The organism is Terrisporobacter muris (genome assembly GCF_024621905.1).
GTDB classification, from domain to species: Bacteria; Bacillota; Clostridia; order Peptostreptococcales; family Peptostreptococcaceae; genus Terrisporobacter; species Terrisporobacter muris.
Map to the genome: position 1 here is coordinate 1 of NZ_JANKBY010000045.1, position 17,368 is coordinate 17,368.

The window sequence follows — 17,368 nt, forward strand, 5'->3', positions numbered from 1 at the left end:
AAAGTATTAAAATTAGATAATATACACGGTCATGAAAGTTATCAACAAAGTTATCAACATTATCCACAAAGGGTGTTAATTAATAATCCACATTATTCTAAAAGTAAATAAAAAAATACATAAAACTATTTTTTACGACAGTATATAAAAAAATAAAAAGTTAACAATAAAAAAAAAGGAGAAAGATAATTAATGTAGAATATATTATTAAAGCATAAATACTAATACACAAAGTAAAGTATAAAATTACACATGCTTTACATAAGTGAAGGGAGATGTTCTTATGAAAGTAATAATATCAGGAAAAAAATTAGAGCTTACAGATGGAATCAAAACTGCAATAGAAGACAAGTTAGGTAAGTTAGAACGTTATCTTAATCCAGAAACTGAAGTAAAAGTAACTGTAAGTGCAAAAAAAGCAACTCAAAAAATAGAAGTAACAATTATCCCTATAAGTGGACCGATAATTAGAGCAGAAGATAGTGAAGAAAATTTATATGCTGCTATTGATGTTGTTTATGATAAGCTTAAAAAGCAAATAAGAAGATATAAAAATAAACTACAAGATAAACATCAATCTAAGGGTGAAAGTATTAGATTCCAAATGGATGAAGGAATAGAAGAATATGATGATGAAAGCTTAGATATAGTAATAGAAAGACGTAAAAAGTTTGATATGAAGCCAATGAGTCCAGAAGAGGCAGTATTACAAATGGAATTAATAGAGCATGGATTCTATATGTTTAGAAATATAGATAGTGATGAAATATCTATAGTATATAAACGTGAAGATGGTGGATATGGATTAATAGAGCATGAATAAGATAATTAATTATTAAAAATATTCAAGGCTATCGATAATTTTATCGATAGCCTTTTTAAGTGCTAAGAAATTATATATTTAAGTTTTGAAAAATAAATAAAGGTTTATACTATTAATATGCAGATTATTGAGTAAATAACTATATTTTGTTATTATATAAAATGTAATATGAAAAATTTAACAAATATAAAGGTCTATAATATAGGGGAAGAAAAGGAGCTGATATTTTGACAGAAATATTACTTATTATAGTAATAGTGCTTTTAATCATAAATATCTTCGTATGTACAAGAGCTAAGGATATAAATATAGACAAACTTAGTGAAGATATGGAAAAGAAGTTCGATAGTATGGAAAAATCATTTAGACAAGAATTTTATACAAATAGAGAAGAATCAAGAAGGAATGAACAAGAAAATAGACAAGAAATGAAAGTTTCTATAGATAGTTTGACATCATCTATATCAAGACATATTATGAATCTATCTACACTTCAGCAAAATCAATTTGATATAAACTCTAAGAGTTTAGAGAATACATTGAATTCTTTTAATGAAAATATGATGAAGAGTTTGGACAATCTTGCTCAGTTACAAAATGAAAAGTTAAGCCAATTAACCAAGGTCACAGAAGAAAAATTTACAGGATTAACTAAATCAACAGAAAATAATCTGGAAAAGATGAGAATAACAGTAGATGAAAAGTTACAAAGTACTTTAGAAAAAAGACTAGGTGAATCATTTAAGATGGTTAATGATAGATTGGAACAAGTCTATAAAGGATTAGGAGAAATGCAAACTTTAGCAACAGGAGTTGGAGATTTAAAAAAAGTACTTTCTAATGTTAAAACAAGAGGTGTTTTGGGAGAAATTCAGTTAGAACGCATATTAGAACAATTCTTAGCGCCAGAACAATATGCCCAAAATATTATTACGAAAAAAGGGTCCAGAGAAACTGTAGAATTTGCAATAAAGCTTCCAGGTAAAGATGAAATAAAGGATACTATATATTTACCTCTAGATGCAAAGTTTCCTTTGGATATATATAATAAATTAATAGATGCTTATGACGAAGGAAGTCAAAAATCAATAGATAGTGCATCGAAGGAATTAGAAAGATTTATCAAAAAATCAGCTAAAGACATTAGAGATAAGTACATAGATCCACCAAATACAACAGAGTTTGGAATTTTATTTTTACCAACAGAAGGTTTATATGCAGAAGTTATTAAACGTCAGCAGTTGGTAGAAGATTTACAAAGAGATTTTAAAATTAATATAACAGGACCAACAACTTTAATAGCCCTTTTAAATAGTTTACAAATGGGATTCAAGACTTTAGCAATAGAAAGACATTCTAGTGAAGTATGGAAAGTTTTAGGCGCGGTTAAAACAGAGTTTTCTAAATTTGAAACAGTATTAAATGCTGCACAAAGTAAATTAAACCAAGCTAGTTCAGAAATAGATAAATTAGTAGGAACTAGAACTAGACAGATTAATAGAAAGCTAGAAAGTGTTGAAAAACTAAGCCATGACCAGGCTTATGAATATATAGCACCATCAAAAGATGATGAATTTTAAATAAATATTTAAGAGTGGTTAAAACTATAATAATAAAGTATGATTATACATAATTAAGTTAATATTTAATATTAAATCATGACTTTTTATGTTAAAATGTATAATAGTATAATAATACAATGAGGAGAGATGCATAGAATGGGTTTTTTAGATAGTTTATTTAACATGGCTGATAAAAAAGAATTAAAAAATTTCCAAAAGATTGCTGAAAAAATCGATGAGATGGAATCAAGGTTCGAGTCTATGAGAGACAAAGAACTTAAAAATATGACAAATGAATTTAAAGAAAGATTATCAAATGGTGAAACACTAGACGATATATTACCAGAAGCTTTTGCAGTAGTAAGAGAAGCATCTAAAAGAGTTTTAGGACTTAGACAATATGATGTTCAGCTTATAGGTGGTATGGTACTTCATCAAGGGAGAATAGCGGAAATGAAAACTGGTGAAGGTAAAACTTTAGTTGCTGCAGCACCAGTGTATTTAAATGCCCTTGAAGGTAAAGGTGTGCACGTTGTTACAGTAAATGACTACTTAGCAAAACGTGATAAAGAAGATATGGGTAAAGTTTATGAATTTTTAGGGCTTAGCGTAGGTGTTATAGTTCATGGACAAACTCCAGAAGTAAGAAGAGAACAATATAATTGTGATATTACATACGGAACTAATAATGAGTACGGATTCGATTATTTAAAGGATAACATGGTTATTCATAAAGAACAAAGAGTTCAAAGAGAATTAAACTATGCAATAGTGGATGAGGTTGACTCTATATTAATAGATGAAGCTAGAACTCCTCTTATAATATCTGGACCTGGGGATAAATCTACACATTTATATACAGATGCAAATACATTTGTATTAACATTAAAAGCTCCAAGTAAAACAGAACAAGAAAAAACTAAAGAAGAAAAAGAATCACATTTCTCAGACGGAGATTATGATATAGATGAAAAACAAAAAGCTGCATCTTTAACTGAATCAGGTATAAAGAAAGCAGAAATTTACTTTAATGTTGAAAATATAACTGATATAGAGCATACGGAACTATATCACCATATAACTCAAGCATTAAAAGCACATGCCATAATGAAAAAAGACGTAGATTATGTAGTTAAAGATGGCGAAATTATAATAGTTGATGAATTTACTGGACGTTTAATGTTTGGTAGAAGATATTCAGAAGGTTTACATCAAGCAATAGAAGCTAAAGAAGGATTACATGTGCAAAGAGAATCTAAAACTCTTGCAACTATAACATTCCAAAACTTCTTTAGAATGTATAAGAAACTTTCTGGTATGACTGGTACAGCAAAAACAGAAGAAGAAGAATTTAAATCAATATACAAAATGGATGTTGTTGTAATTCCTACAAATAAGCCAGTGCAAAGAGAAGATTTACCAGATGTAGTTTACAAAAACGAAAATGGTAAATTTAATGCAATAGCAGATGAAATATTAGAGAGAAATAAAAAACAACAACCAGTACTAGTTGGTACAGTATCAATAGATAAATCAGAAAAATTAGCTCAAATTCTTAAGAAAAGAGGAATAAAGCACGAGGTATTAAATGCTAAAAACCATGAAAAAGAAGCTGAAATAGTTGCTCAAGCTGGTAGACTAGGTGCTGTAACTATAGCGACTAACATGGCTGGTCGTGGAACTGACATTATGTTAGGTGGTAACCCTCTATTCTTAACTAAAAAAGAACTAAAGAGACAAGGATTTACTGAATCTGCGATAAAAAGAGTAGATACTCATATAGAAGAAAGTGAATTAGCAGAAAATGAAGAATTAGCAAAAGTTAAGCATACATTTGATGATTTATATGAAAAATATAAAGAACAAGCTAAAAAAGAGCAAGAAGCAGTTAGAGAAGCTGGTGGTTTAGCAATCATAGGTACAGAAAGACACGAATCTAGAAGAATAGATAACCAGTTAAGAGGACGTTCTGGACGTCAAGGTGATCCAGGTAGTTCAAGATTCTATATTGGATTAGACGATGAACTTATGAGATTATTTGGAAGTGAAAGAATACAAGGTGTAGTAGAAAAAATTGGATTAGAAGAAGATATGCCAGTTGAACATAAAATGCTAACTAGATCTATAGAAAATGCTCAAAAGAAAGTTGAAGGAAGAAACTTCGGTATAAGAAAGCACGTACTACAATATGACGATGTTATGAATAAACAAAGACAAGTTATATATGATGAAAGAGGAAGAGTTTTAGAGGGCGAAGATATAAATGAGCAAGTTCAAGGTATGATAAAAGAAATTATTAACTCTTCAGTTACTGCTTATGTAGGAGACAAGGGTATAGAATTAGAAAACTTAAAATCATATCTATATGGATTATTTATGCCAACGGATAGTTTAGAAGTAGAAGGTCTAGAAGAATTAAATACACAAGAACTAAGCGATAAAATTTATGAAATAGCTCATGATATATATAGAGAAAAAGAAGAGCTAATAGGTTCTGAAAGAATGAGAGAAGTAGAAAGAATTATACTTCTTCAATGTGTTGATAATCACTGGATAGATCATATAGATGCAATGGATCAATTACGTCAAGGTATAGGTCTTCGTGCTTTAGGACAACAAGATCCAGTTATAGCATACAAAATGGAAGGTTTTGATATGTTTGATGATATGGTTAAGCATATTCAAGAAGATACAGTAAGATATTTATTCAATATAACTATAGAGCAACAACCAAAAGAAAGAAAATCAGTTGTAGATGTTGATAAATTAGCATCACCAAGCGATTTAGCTGATAAATCTCCTGTAGTTAAAGAAAAAACTGTAGGAAGAAATGAACCTTGCCCTTGTGGAAGTGGTAAAAAGTTCAAACATTGTTGCGGAAAATAGTATGGAGGGTTCCAATGCTAAATGAACAAGAATATAGACAAGAATTACAACAAATGTCTTCAAATTTAAAAGATTTGAGGGTTTCTCTTTGACATAGATGGTTTGAATAAAGAAGTTGAGTCGTTAGAGAATGAAATATCAAAGCAAGAGTTTTGGAATGATAATGAAAGAGCTCAGAAAATATTACAAAAAAATAAATCTTTAAAAGATACTATAGAAGAATATGAAAGTTTACAAAATGGACTGGAAGAAATAGAGATATTGCTAGAGATGGCAATGGAAGAGGATGATGATTCTATTGAAAAAGAAATAGAATCATCTATCCAAAGTATTCAAAATGAATTAGATAAGGTAAGAATAAAGACTCTTTTAAATGGAGAATATGATTCAAATAATGCCATATTATCTATTAATGCAGGTACTGGTGGGTTAGATGCTCAAGATTGTGCACAAATTCTTCTTAGAATGTACACAAGATATGCAAATAACAAAGGATTTAAAGTTAAAACTTTAGATTACTTACCAGATACTGAGGCGGGAATTAAAAGTGTAACCTTATTGATAGAAGGTTTAAATGCTTATGGATATTTAAAAAGTGAAAAAGGTGTTCACAGAATTGTAAGGATATCGCCTTATGATACATCTGGAAAAAGACATACATCTTTTGTTTCAGTGGATATTACTCCAGAATTGGATGATGATATTGATATTGAATTAAATCCATCAGATTTAAAAATTGATACTTATAGAGCTTCTGGTGCCGGAGGTCAGCATGTAAATACTACAGATTCTGCAGTTAGGATAACTCATATACCTACAGGAGTAATTGTTCAGTGTCAAAATGAAAGATCTCAGCTAATGAACAGAGAGACAGCTATGAAAATGCTAAAAGGGAAATTAATTCACCTTAAAGAATTAGAACAAAAAGAAAGAATAGAAGATATACAAGGTAAATATTCTCAAATTACTTGGGGAAGCCAAATAAGATCCTATGTTTTTCAACCCTATAAATTAGTAAAAGATCACAGAACAAACTGCGAAGTGGGCAATGTGGATAGTGTACTAGATGGAAATATAGATTTATTTATAAATGAGTATTTAAAAATGAACAAAATTAATAAATAATTAAAACATAGGGCTTGAGAATGATAATATTCTTAAGCCTTATTTTTAGAAAGAAGGTTCAAATTGAATATTAATCAAATTTTAAAATCAGAGTTTAATCTAAGAGATGAACAGATTGAAAATACTATTAAACTTATAGATGAAGGAAATACAATACCTTTCATTGCTAGGTACAGAAAAGAGATAACAGGAGAAATGAGTGATGTTATCTTAAGACAGTTTAACGATAGATTAACTTATTTAAGAAATTTACAATCTAGAAAAGAAGATGTAAAAAGAATCATAGAAGAACAAGGAAAACTTACAGAAGAAATCCTAAAAAGCTTAGTAAAAGCGAATACTTTACAAGAGGTTGAAGATATATATGCTCCTTTTAAACAAAAAAAGAGAACAAGAGCAACAATAGCTAAGGAAAAAGGATTAGAAGACTTGGCTTTATTAATTTTAGAAAAAAATATAGTTGATATAGATTATGAGGCTGAAAAGTTTATAGATGAAGACAAAAAAGTTTTATCTGTAGAAGATGCACTTAAAGGTGCTAACGATATAATTGCAGAAATAATTTCTGATAATGCAGAAATAAGAAAGTATATAAGAGAAAATGCTTTAAAATATGGGGTTATAGTAACAAAAAATGCTAAGGATGAAAAATCTGTTTATGATATGTATTATGACTTTAGTGAGAGAGTAAGTAATATGGCCTCTCACAGGGTTCTAGCAATAAACAGAGGAGAAAAAGAAGAGTTCTTAAAAGTTAAGCTAGAAATAGATAATGAGAGAATTTTAAAATATATAGAAAACCAATATGTTAATAAAAATAACTTTAAGAATAAAGAAAAATTAGTTGCAGCCATAGAAGATGCTTATAAAAGATTAATTTTCCCATCCATAGAAAGAGAAGTTAGAAATCATTTAACTGAGTTAGCTCAAGAAAGAGCAATCAATGTATTTGGAGAAAATATAAAAAATCTTTTATTACAGCCACCTTTAAAAGGAAAGGTAGTTATGGGATTTGATCCTGGCTATGTAAATGGATGTAAGATAGCTGTAGTTGATGCAAGTGGAAAATTCTTAGATGAAGCTATAGTATATCCACACAAACCACAGGGTAAAGTAGAGCAAACTAAGAAAACATTAAAAAGATTAATAGAAACACATAAAATAGATGTTATAGCGATAGGAAATGGTACTGCTTCTAGAGAATCAGAAGGTCTAATATCTGATTTAATAAAAGAGTTAGGTGTAGATACTCAATATATTATAGTAAATGAAGCTGGAGCATCGATTTATTCTGCATCTGAACTTGCTGCTGAAGAACATCCGGATATAAATGTTTCCATAAGGGGAGCTATATCTATAGGTAGAAGACTTCAAGATCCTCTTGCAGAACTTGTTAAAATAGATCCAGAAAGCATTGGTGTTGGTCAATATCAGCATGATTTAAATAAAAAAAGACTAAAAGAAGTTTTAGACGGCGTAGTAGAAGATTCTGTAAATAAGGTAGGTCTAGACTTAAATACAGCTTCATACTCACTTTTAGAACATATAGCTGGAATAAGCAAAGCTGTAGCAAAAAATATAATTACTTATAGAGAAGAAAATGGTTCTTTTAAATCAAGAACAGAACTTAAAAAGGTAAAGAGATTAGGACCTTCAGCATTTGTTCAATGTGCTGGATTTATGAGAATAGAAGACGGTAAAAATCCATTGGATAATACAGGTGTCCATCCTGAAAGCTATGATACTTGCAAAAAAATGTTAGATATATTGGGATATTCTTTGGATGATGTAAAAAATAAAAATATATCTGATATAGAAGAAAGAGTAGAAAAAATAGGTTTAAAACAATTAAGTGAAAATCTAGGTACTGGAGAAGTTACTTTAAGAGATATCATTTTAGAAATTAAGAAACCAGGTAGAGACCCTAGAGAAGAAGATGGAATGAAACCTATACTTAGAACGGATGTATTAAAAATAGAAGATATAAAAGAAGGTATGATATTAAAAGGTACAGTTAGAAATGTTGTAGATTTTGGTGTTTTTGTTGACATAGGGATAAAAAATGATGGTTTGGTTCATAAATCACAAATGAGTAATAAATTTGTAAAAGACCCAATGGAAATTTGCTCTGTTGGAGATATAGTAGATGTTAAAGTAATTGGAATAGATTTAGATAAACAAAGAGTTGCTTTATCTATGAAGCTTTAATAATGGAGGAGAATAAGTGATATTCATAAAAAATGGAACAATAAATACAGTAACTAAAGGAATAATAAATAGTAATATTCTTATTGATAATAAAAAAATAGTAGAAATAGGAAATGAGATAGTAGCGCCTTTAGATGCTCAAATAATAGATGCTAAAGGATGCTTAGTATTCCCAGGATTTATAGATGCACATACTCATTTAGGACTTTGGGAAGATGGTATGGGGGCTGAAGGAGCTGATGGTAATGAAGAAACAGACCCTGTGACTCCTCATCTAAATCCTATTGATGGAATAAATCCAATGGATAGAAACTTTACAGAAGCAGTTCAAGGTGGAATAACAGCGGTTTGTACAACTCCTGGTAGTGCTAATGTAATGGGTGGACAATGCATAGCTATAAAAACTTTTGGTAGAATTATTGATAAAATGGTAATAAAAAATCCTGTAGCAGCTAAAATTGCTTTTGGAGAAAATCCAAAGAGTGTTTATGGTAGTGACGATAAAACTCCACAAACAAGAATGGCTATAGCGGCTTTAATTAGAGAAAATTTAAAAAAGGCAGAAGAGTATCTAGAAGAAGTTGAAAGATGCGAGTTGGAAGAAGATGATGAAAGTAAGCCAGAGTATGATATTAAATACGAAAGCTTAATACCTGTACTAAAAAGGCAAATTCCTCTTAAAGCTCATGCTCATAGATCCGATGATATGTTTACAGCAATAAGAATTGCGAAAGAGTTCAATTTAAGGTTGACTTTAGATCATTGTACAGAAGGGCATTTAGTATCAGAAGAATTGGTTGAGGAAGGATATCCAGTAATAGTAGGACCTTCACTTTCAGAAAGATCTAAAATAGAGCTACGTAACTTAACTTTTGAAACAGCAGGAATTCTTTCAAATGCAGGTTTAGAAGTTTGTTTGATGACAGATCATCCAGTTGTCCCTATACAATATCTTCCTATATGTGCAGGGATAGCAATAAAGCATGGAATGAAAGCAGAAAAAGCGTTGGAAGCTATAACAATAAATCCAGCGAGAGTGCTTGGAATAGATAATAAGGTTGGATCTATTGAAGTTGGAAAAGATGCAGATATAGTTATTTGGGACAATAATCCGTTTGAAATAAATAGTAATGTATTATACACAATAATAGATGGAAAAATAGTTTATAAGAAAAATAAATAAACTTAAGTCATACTTTGGATTTTGATGTCTAAAATATTATGTTGACATAATGAATTCATTTAATTATTATAATAATATAAGTGAGAAATTAAAAAAACAGAAGATCTTCGGGGCAGGGTGAAATTCCCTACCGGCGGTTATAGCCCGCGAGCTACTTAGGTAGCATGATTTGGTGAGATTCCAAAGCCGACAGTACAGTCTGGATGAGAGAAGAGAATTATGATATACACCATAATCCATTTTGAATATTCATAAGACTCGAAGGTTTTAATTCTTCGAGTTTTTTTAATTTCAAGAAAATATTTAAAATTGGAGGTTATATTATGCAAAATGCAGCTAGAAAACCAGGGTTATCATCTACTAAAACTATAGCAAAGGTTGGTATTTTATCAGCAATAGCTTATGTTCTTATGTTTATATCAGTACCCTTGCCCATATTCCCATCATTTCTAAAAATAGATGTATCGGATATACCAGCAATATTTGGTGGGATGTCTTTAGGTCCAATGGCAGGACTTGTAATAGTTGTAGTTAAAAATTTTCTTCAAGGAATAACAGCTAGTACTACTGGAGGAGTGGGAGAATTTGCAAATGTAGTAATAGGTGGATCTTATGTATTAATGATATGTCTATTTTATAGAAAATTTAAAAGTACAAAAGGTGTATTATTCGGAGGATTAATAGGTATAATAGCAATGACTATTGTGGGATGTATAGTGAACTATTATATAATGATGCCTTTATATGCAACAGTATATGGTATGCCATTAGAACAAATAGTACAAATGGGTACAGTAATAAATCCAAGAGTCACAGATTTATTTACTTTTGTAATATGGATGATTGCACCATTTAATATAGTAAAAGCTGGTCTAATGACAATAGTTACATTGCCGCTGTTTAAGAAAATGGAAAAATTACTTAGTAAATAATTAATTTTATAAAATAAAGAAGAGCTTATAAAGCTCTTTTTTTAATGTAAAAAAAGTAGAATATAGATAACCCCTTTATTATAAGGGAAGGTTATTATATAATAATATCTAGTTGTATAGGAAAGAAATGACTTAAATAATAGATAATTTGACAATAATAATTAATAAGATAAAATTTAAAGATACATAAATAAAGGATTTTAATGGTGATATAAATGAAAAAGATTTATTTAGATAGAGAAGATAAGACTAGAGCGATTGGAGAAAAGTTAGGTAAACTACTTTTTCCAGGTGCTATAATTTGTTTAATAGGAGATTTAGGAGCGGGAAAAACTACAATGACACAAAGTTTAGCTAAATCTTTAGAAGTAGAGGATTACATTACAAGTCCAACTTTTACTATAGTAAATGAGTATGAAGGTCGTATGCCTTTATATCATTTTGATGTGTACAGAATTGGATGCAGTGAAGAAATGTACGATATTGGATTTGATGAGTATATAGATTCAGAAGGTGTATGCATAATAGAATGGGCAAATATAATTGAAGATATACTACCAGAAGATTACTTAAAAATAGAGTTAAATTATAAAGAAAATGGAAGAGAAATGGTATTAACACCATTTGGCAAAAAATACGAAGAAATAGTTGAGGAGTTGACTAAATAATGAAAATATTAGGAATAGATACTTCTACTATGGCTGCAAATGTAGCAGTTTTAGAAGATGATAAATTAATTTGTGAATATACTATAAATACTAAAAAAACTCATTCACAAAAACTAATGCCTATGATAGAAAATATGTTGAAACTTAGTGATATAGAAGTAAGGGATATAGATGCTATAGCTATATGCGTTGGACCAGGTTCTTTCACGGGACTTAGGATAGGAATGGCTACGGCAAAAGCCATGGCTCATGTAAATAATATTCCTTTAATAGGTGTAAATTCTTTAGAAATACTAGGAGCTAATATGGACCTTTGTAATAAAAAGATATGTTCTATATTAGATGCACAGAGAAATCAAGTTTATACTTGTAAATACATAGTTGAAGGAAACAAAATCAAAGCATTAGAGGAAATAAACATTATCCCAATTGATGATTTGTTAGAAGAATTATCTAGTACAAATGAAGAATGGGTATTAGTAGGTGAAGCTGTATATAAATATAAAGAAAAAATACAGGCTATATCAAATATCACTATACCATGTCCATCAAATAACATAACGAAGGCAAGTAGTTTATGTGTTGTAGCAAGAGATAAATTTGAACAAAATATAGAAGTACATAATTGTTATGATATAAATCCAATGTATATAAGAAAATCTCAAGCAGAAGAACAATACGAAGAGAAGCAAAAGAGGTTAAGAGATGGAAAATAATATAATAATAAGATCTATGACAAAGGACGATGTGGACTCAGTTTACATAGTTGAAGAAAATTGTTTTACAGATCCTTGGTCAAAGGAATCAATTAGAAAAGAGTTAAAAAATGATTTAGCTAGGTATTTAGTAGCTGAATTGGACAATAAAATTGTAGGATATGTGGGCGTTTGGTTTGTAGTAGATGAAGGTCATATTACAAATGTGGCAGTACATAGTGACTATAGAGGAAAGAAAATCGGAGATAAGCTTGTAAAAGAAATGGTAAAACTATGTGAAGAAAGTAAATTAGTAGCTATGACTTTAGAAGTAAGATCATCTAATACAGTAGCCCAAAATTTATACAGAAAGTATGGATTTAAAATGGGTGGCATAAGAAAAGAATATTATAGTGATAATAAAGAAGATGCCATCATTATGTGGAACCAATTAAATGAGGTGTAAAAATGAAGGATATAATAACGTTATCGATGGAAAGTAGTTGTGATGAAACAGCAGTTGCAATCTTAAAAAATGGTAGAGAAGTATTAGCAAATATAGTATCTACTCAAATTGAATTACATAAAAAATTTGGAGGCGTTGTACCAGAGGTAGCTTCTAGAAAACATATAGAAAATATAGATGCAGTATTTCAAGAAGCGATAGATACAGCAAACATTAAATTAGAAGATATAGATCACATATCTGTTACGTATGGACCTGGACTTGTGGGAGCATTACTAGTTGGACTTTCTTATGCAAAAGCATTAGCATTTTCGCTAAATAAACCACTTGTAGGAGTTAATCATATGCAAGGTCATATATGTGCAAACTATATTGAACATAAAGACTTAAAGCCACCATTTATAACTTTAGTTGTATCTGGAGGGCATACTCATTTAGTAGAAGTTAAAGATTATAATGATTATGAAATTCTAGGAAGAACAAGAGATGATGCATCAGGGGAAGCTTTTGATAAAATAGCAAGGGCTATGAATTTAGGATACCCAGGTGGACCAATAATAGATAAGTTATCCCAAATAGGAAATAAAAATGCTATAGATTTCCCAAGAGCTTATATAGATGATTCGTATGACTTCAGTTTTAGTGGACTAAAATCGGCAGTACTAAATTATTTAAATGGTCAAAAAATGAAAAATAAAGAAATAGTAGTAGAGGATGTGGCAGCATCTTTCCAAGAAGCTGTTGTAGAAGTACTTGCTACAAAAGCAATAAAAGCTGCTTTAGAAAAAAATTATAAAATAATTGCCTTGTCAGGTGGAGTTGCAGCTAACTCAGCACTTAGAGAAAAAATATCTGAAATGGCAAAAGAGCATAATATAGAAATTAAATATCCATCATTATCGTTATGTACAGATAACGCAGCCATGATAGGTTGTGCAGGATATTATAATTATATAAATGGCAAAAGAGATGATATGTCTTTAAATGCTGTACCAAATTTAAAAATTGACACAATTTAATTTTAGGAGGAAATTTATTATGAGTATTCAAAGATTTGAAGGTAATGGAAGAATGAGCAATGTTGTTATAAACAATGGAGTAATGTATTTATCAGGACAAGTATGTGCAGAGGGAGATATAAAAGAACAAACTGCTGGAGTTTTAGCTAAAATAGAAGACCTATTAAATAAATATGGTTCTGACAAAGAAAATATATTATCAATAACTATATACTTAAAAGATATAATAAAAGATTTCGCTGATATGAACTCTGTTTATGATGCATGGACAGTAGATGGGCATGAGCCAGCTAGAGCTTGTGTAGAAGCTAAAATGGCTAGAGAACAATTATTAGTAGAAATGTCAGTTGTTGCAGCTGTAAAATAGAAAAAGTCCCGAAAGGGACTTTTTTTATACTAACTCTTCCCAAGCTTCATAAAGGGAAGATAGCTTTTCTTCGAAATTAGTTTTTTCTAAGCTAACTTCTTTAGATTTAGACGGATTAGAATAGACCTCTTCTTGACATAAAAGATGATCTAATTCTTCTATTTTTGCTTCAGTTTCTTCTATTTCTTGCTCGATGTTTTTAATTTTATATCTATTTTTCTTTTCTTTTTCTCTTTGTTCTTTTTCTTTTCTTTTTTCATCTTTTAACTGAGTTTTAGTTTTTTCTTCAACTTCTACAATGGCAGACATTTCTTCAGTTTCTCTTTTTTTATTAATATAATAATCATAGTTTCCAAGATACTCTGTTATACCATCTTCACCTAAAACTAGTATTTTATTTACAACAGTATTCAAGAAATATCTATCATGAGAGATAGTAAATATAGTACCAGTATAGCTTTCTAGAGATTCCTCTAAAACTTCTTTAGAATCTATATCTAAATGGTTAGTAGGTTCATCTAATAGTAAGAAGTTTGCCTTAGATAATATTAACTTAAGGATGGCAATTCTAGCTCTCTCTCCACCACTTAAAGTAGAAATCTTTTTAAACACTTCTTCGTCTTCAAATAATAAAGAACCTAACATATTTCTTATTTCTGTTTGAGTTAATTTTTCATTACTATCCCAAATTTCATCTATAATAGTATTATCTAGATTTAGAGTTTTTTGTTCCTGATGGAAGTAAGAAACATTAACATTAGTTCCAAGCTTGAAATCACCACAAATAGGCGTAAGTTCTTTCATTATTATTTTAAATAATGTGGATTTTCCTATACCATTAGGACCTATAAGAGCAACTTTTTCGCCTCTATATATATCAAAATTTACACCTTTAAATAAAACTCTTTCATCATAAGCCATAGATAAATCTTCCACATGAAGAACATCATTACCACTAGATACAGCAGGGTTAAAGTGAATCTTGGCTTTTTTTCTATATGCCTCAGGCTTATCTAAAACATCTATTTTATCTAAAGCTTTTTCTTTACTACGAGCTCTTTTTAAATGTTTTTCCCTTCCATAGGCTTTTAACCGATCTATAGATTCTTCTTGTTTCTTTATATCTTTTTGTTGGTCTTCATATTTTTTTAACTCAAGTTCTTTTTCAACTTTAGATAATTCTATAAATTTAGAGTAATTACCATTGTAAGTTTTTAATTTTTTGTTATGAATCTCAAATACTCTATCAACAACTTGGTCTAAGAAATATCTATCATGGGATATTAGCATAACAGTTCCTTTATATTGTTTAAGGAATAACTCAAGCCATTCTATGGCTTCTGAATCTAAGTGGTTGGTAGGTTCATCCAATAGTAATAGAGTTGGTTTTTTAAGAAGTAGCTTTCCTAAAAGTACCCTAGTTTTTTCACCACCAGACAAAATATTTATGGGTTTGTCCATATCTTCATCCTTAAAACCTAACCCTTTAAGAACACCTTTCGCTTCTGATTTATATCCGTAACCATTTTTAGAAGCAAAATCCTCTAGAGTATGAGAATAATCATTCATAAGTTTTTCTAAAATAGGAGAGTTATCTTTGCTACCTTCTTCAGCAATTTTATGCTCCAACTCTCTTAAATAATTCTCCATATCTATTAATGGTTTGAAAACCTCTAAGACTTCTTCTAATATAGTATTATTAGAAAGGAAGTTAGTATTTTGTTGTAAATATCCGATTTCGCAATCTTTAGAAGTATATATATCCCCATCATCGTATCCATATTCCCCAGATATTATTTTCATCAATGTAGTTTTACCAGTACCATTTATACCGATAATACCAATTTTATCTCCTTCATTTACTGTAAAGCATATATTTTCTAAAATAGAATCTATTCCAAAACTCTTATATAAGTTATTACACGATAAAACAATCATAAATTTATACCTCCTTGAACTATCTAAAATTATAATGTTTTGATATAATATAATCAAGAGTGTTATACTATTAACAAGAATAAAAATAACTAAATAATTATACTGGGGGTGGACTAATGGCTAATAAAAATATTTCAATGGCCGTTATCAGAAGATTGCCTAAATATTATAGATATTTAGGAGACTTATTAAGTAAGGATATACAAAGAATCTCTTCTAAAGAGTTAAGTGATATAATTGGATTCACTGCCTCACAAATTAGACAAGATTTAAATAACTTTGGAGGATTTGGTCAACAAGGATACGGGTATAACATTGAAGACTTGCACAAAGAAATAGGAAAGATATTAGGTTTAGATACGTCATATAGTGCAGTGCTTATAGGTGCGGGAAACTTAGGTCAAGCTATAGCTAACTATTCAGGATTTAAAAATGCAGGATTCGAAATAAAAGCATTATTTGATGCTAATCCTAAAGTAATTGGATTAAAAATAAGAGATTTTGAAATATTAGATTCGGATTTTATAGAAGAATATATAAAGTCAAATAATATAGATATCGGAATTTTATGTGTTCCTAAAAATGGAGCTCAGCAATTAGCTGATAGATTAGTTAATGCAGGAGTAAAGGGGATTTGGAATTTTGCCCCAATTGATTTAAATGTTTCTAAAGAAGTAATAGTAGAGAATGTTAACTTAACTGAGAGTTTATTTACACTTTCATATTTAATGAAAGAAGACGAGCTATAAGAAAAATAATGATTTATAATTAAAAAAGCTATTCAAATTATTAAATAATTTGAATAGCTTTTTTATTAGTCTTGTTGTGGAGCTTCCACTGGACAAACACTATTACATGTACCACATTCGATACACTCATCTGCATTTATTACGTATATATCATCTCCAGCAGATATGCATTCTACTGGACATTCATCTGCACAAGCACCACAGCTTATGCAAGCGTCACCTATTTTGTAAGCCATTTATAGGTCCTCCTTGTTATGTAAAATTATAATGCAATACTATTATAACAAAGTTTACTAAAAAAGTGCAATGCTTAAAAATATATAAAAAAAACTATTCAAGACAATTTATTATCTTGAATAGTTTTTATGTAGATGCTACTCAGATACTATAGCGTCGTTTGGACATGCATCAGCACAAGAACCACAATCTAAGCATTCATCTGCATTTATTGAATATTTATCGTCCCCAGATATTATAGCATCATTTGGACACTCGTCAGCGCAAGATCCACAAGCTATACAATCATCAGTTATTTTATAAGCCATCGTAATACCCCTCCTTTACTATCTTATAATTAAGTTCATTATAGCAAAATTTACCAAATATAACAATAGAAACTTAGACTTGTCAGATTAGAATGGAAGGAAAGGAAATACCTTATTAAGCATGTTAAATAGATAATAAATAAAAATGAAATCTTAAAAATAACTTATTCAAAAAGTTATAAATTATATAAAAATTTAATTA

Annotated in this window: 16 protein-coding genes and 1 riboswitch; of the genes, 13 read left to right on the forward strand and 3 right to left on the reverse strand. The window is 29.6% G+C overall.

The features are described from left to right. Positions 1-283: 283 nt before the first annotated feature. The 12 genes from hpf to NSA58_RS05735 all read left to right on the forward strand — a co-directional run bounded on the left by hpf (position 284) and on the right by NSA58_RS05735 (position 13,934). Positions 284-823: a ribosome hibernation-promoting factor, HPF/YfiA family gene (gene hpf, locus NSA58_RS05680; protein WP_039681401.1), complete on the forward strand. Its 540-nt coding sequence runs from the start codon at positions 284-286 to the stop codon at positions 821-823. A gap of 227 nt (positions 824-1,050) precedes the next feature. Then, positions 1,051-2,403: a DNA recombination protein RmuC gene (locus tag NSA58_RS05685; protein ID WP_074429899.1), complete on the forward strand. Its 1,353-nt coding sequence runs from the start codon at positions 1,051-1,053 to the stop codon at positions 2,401-2,403. A 138-nt stretch (positions 2,404-2,541) separates the two neighbouring features. Beyond that, complete coding sequence (secA, locus tag NSA58_RS05690) at positions 2,542-5,271, forward strand: preprotein translocase subunit SecA (protein WP_074429898.1); 2,730 nt, start codon at positions 2,542-2,544, stop codon at positions 5,269-5,271. Positions 5,272-5,285: 14 nt separating this feature from the next. Beyond that, positions 5,286-6,396, forward strand: a protein-coding gene (gene prfB / locus NSA58_RS05695; RefSeq protein WP_139045098.1) for a peptide chain release factor 2 whose coding sequence is annotated in 2 segments (ribosomal slippage) — positions 5,286-5,360 and positions 5,362-6,396 — 1,110 coding nt in all. Because the reading frame shifts where the segments join, the coding sequence is not laid out codon by codon here. Between the two features lie 63 nt (positions 6,397-6,459). After that, entirely contained in the window at positions 6,460-8,604 is a 2,145-nt protein-coding gene (locus NSA58_RS05700; protein WP_039681398.1) for a Tex family protein, read from the forward strand. Positions 8,605-8,620: 16 nt separating this feature from the next. Next, positions 8,621-9,787 carry an amidohydrolase gene (locus NSA58_RS05705; protein WP_039681397.1) on the forward strand — a complete coding sequence of 389 codons (1,167 nt, stop codon included), beginning with the start codon at positions 8,621-8,623 and terminating at the stop codon, positions 9,785-9,787. A 99-nt stretch (positions 9,788-9,886) separates the two neighbouring features. Next, positions 9,887-10,006, forward strand: a riboswitch (FMN riboswitch). A 104-nt stretch (positions 10,007-10,110) separates the two neighbouring features. Further along, positions 10,111-10,719 carry an ECF transporter S component gene (locus tag NSA58_RS05710; protein ID WP_074429897.1) on the forward strand — a complete coding sequence of 203 codons (609 nt, stop codon included), beginning with the start codon at positions 10,111-10,113 and terminating at the stop codon, positions 10,717-10,719. Between the two features lie 215 nt (positions 10,720-10,934). Further along, positions 10,935-11,387 (forward strand): tRNA (adenosine(37)-N6)-threonylcarbamoyltransferase complex ATPase subunit type 1 TsaE, encoded by a 453-nt coding sequence (tsaE, locus tag NSA58_RS05715; RefSeq protein ID WP_039681395.1) that lies wholly within the window; start codon positions 10,935-10,937, stop codon positions 11,385-11,387. Beyond that, the gene (gene tsaB, locus NSA58_RS05720) at positions 11,387-12,103 is read left to right on the forward strand and encodes a tRNA (adenosine(37)-N6)-threonylcarbamoyltransferase complex dimerization subunit type 1 TsaB (RefSeq protein ID WP_039681394.1); all 717 of its coding nucleotides are present in this window, start codon (positions 11,387-11,389) and stop codon (positions 12,101-12,103) included. The genes tsaE and tsaB overlap by 1 nt, the downstream gene beginning before the upstream one ends. Further along, on the forward strand, positions 12,093-12,548 hold the full coding sequence (rimI, locus tag NSA58_RS05725; protein ID WP_052233172.1) for a ribosomal protein S18-alanine N-acetyltransferase: 456 nt from the start codon (positions 12,093-12,095) through the stop codon (positions 12,546-12,548). The genes tsaB and rimI overlap by 11 nt, the downstream gene beginning before the upstream one ends. 2 nt (positions 12,549-12,550) lie before the next feature. Next, positions 12,551-13,567: a tRNA (adenosine(37)-N6)-threonylcarbamoyltransferase complex transferase subunit TsaD gene (gene tsaD, locus NSA58_RS05730; RefSeq protein ID WP_074080088.1), complete on the forward strand. Its 1,017-nt coding sequence runs from the start codon at positions 12,551-12,553 to the stop codon at positions 13,565-13,567. 19 nt (positions 13,568-13,586) lie between these two features. After that, positions 13,587-13,934 carry a RidA family protein gene (locus tag NSA58_RS05735; protein ID WP_039681392.1) on the forward strand — a complete coding sequence of 116 codons (348 nt, stop codon included), beginning with the start codon at positions 13,587-13,589 and terminating at the stop codon, positions 13,932-13,934. Between the two features lie 24 nt (positions 13,935-13,958). Here NSA58_RS05735 and abc-f read toward each other — a convergent pair whose 3' ends face one another. Continuing rightward, positions 13,959-15,872: a ribosomal protection-like ABC-F family protein gene (gene abc-f, locus NSA58_RS05740; protein ID WP_074080087.1), complete on the reverse strand. Its 1,914-nt coding sequence runs from the start codon at positions 15,870-15,872 to the stop codon at positions 13,959-13,961. A gap of 116 nt (positions 15,873-15,988) precedes the next feature. On the opposite strand from abc-f, the gene NSA58_RS05745 reads away from it, so the two are divergent. After that, the gene (locus tag NSA58_RS05745) at positions 15,989-16,621 is read left to right on the forward strand and encodes a redox-sensing transcriptional repressor Rex (protein WP_039681390.1); all 633 of its coding nucleotides are present in this window, start codon (positions 15,989-15,991) and stop codon (positions 16,619-16,621) included. 65 nt (positions 16,622-16,686) lie between these two features. Here the strand turns inward: NSA58_RS05745 and NSA58_RS05750 are convergent, their stop codons facing one another. Together NSA58_RS05750 and NSA58_RS05755 are read right to left on the reverse strand one after the other, a co-directional pair. Then, complete coding sequence (locus tag NSA58_RS05750) at positions 16,687-16,857, reverse strand: DUF362 domain-containing protein (RefSeq protein WP_039681389.1); 171 nt, start codon at positions 16,855-16,857, stop codon at positions 16,687-16,689. 138 nt (positions 16,858-16,995) lie between these two features. Beyond that, entirely contained in the window at positions 16,996-17,166 is a 171-nt protein-coding gene (locus NSA58_RS05755; protein WP_039681388.1) for a DUF362 domain-containing protein, read from the reverse strand. Positions 17,167-17,368 lie beyond the last annotated feature (202 nt).

What these genes read in the sequence shown, in the direction of transcription:
- hpf (WP_039681401.1), top strand. Translation starts at nt 284, where the DNA reads ATGAAAGTAATAATATCAGGAAAAAAATTAGAGCTTACAGATGGAATC.
- secA (WP_074429898.1), top strand. Translation starts at nt 2,542, where the DNA reads ATGGGTTTTTTAGATAGTTTATTTAACATGGCTGATAAAAAAGAATTA.
- NSA58_RS05710 (WP_074429897.1), top strand. Translation starts at nt 10,111, where the DNA reads ATGCAAAATGCAGCTAGAAAACCAGGGTTATCATCTACTAAAACTATA.
- tsaE (WP_039681395.1), top strand. Translation starts at nt 10,935, where the DNA reads ATGAAAAAGATTTATTTAGATAGAGAAGATAAGACTAGAGCGATTGGA.
- tsaB (WP_039681394.1), top strand. Translation starts at nt 11,387, where the DNA reads ATGAAAATATTAGGAATAGATACTTCTACTATGGCTGCAAATGTAGCA.
- rimI (WP_052233172.1), top strand. Translation starts at nt 12,093, where the DNA reads ATGGAAAATAATATAATAATAAGATCTATGACAAAGGACGATGTGGAC.
- tsaD (WP_074080088.1), top strand. Translation starts at nt 12,551, where the DNA reads ATGAAGGATATAATAACGTTATCGATGGAAAGTAGTTGTGATGAAACA.
- NSA58_RS05735 (WP_039681392.1), top strand. Translation starts at nt 13,587, where the DNA reads ATGAGTATTCAAAGATTTGAAGGTAATGGAAGAATGAGCAATGTTGTT.
- abc-f (WP_074080087.1), bottom strand. Translation starts at nt 15,872, where the DNA reads ATGATTGTTTTATCGTGTAATAACTTATATAAGAGTTTTGGAATAGAT.
- NSA58_RS05745 (WP_039681390.1), top strand. Translation starts at nt 15,989, where the DNA reads ATGGCTAATAAAAATATTTCAATGGCCGTTATCAGAAGATTGCCTAAA.
- NSA58_RS05750 (WP_039681389.1), bottom strand. Translation starts at nt 16,857, where the DNA reads ATGGCTTACAAAATAGGTGACGCTTGCATAAGCTGTGGTGCTTGTGCA.
- NSA58_RS05755 (WP_039681388.1), bottom strand. Translation starts at nt 17,166, where the DNA reads ATGGCTTATAAAATAACTGATGATTGTATAGCTTGTGGATCTTGCGCT.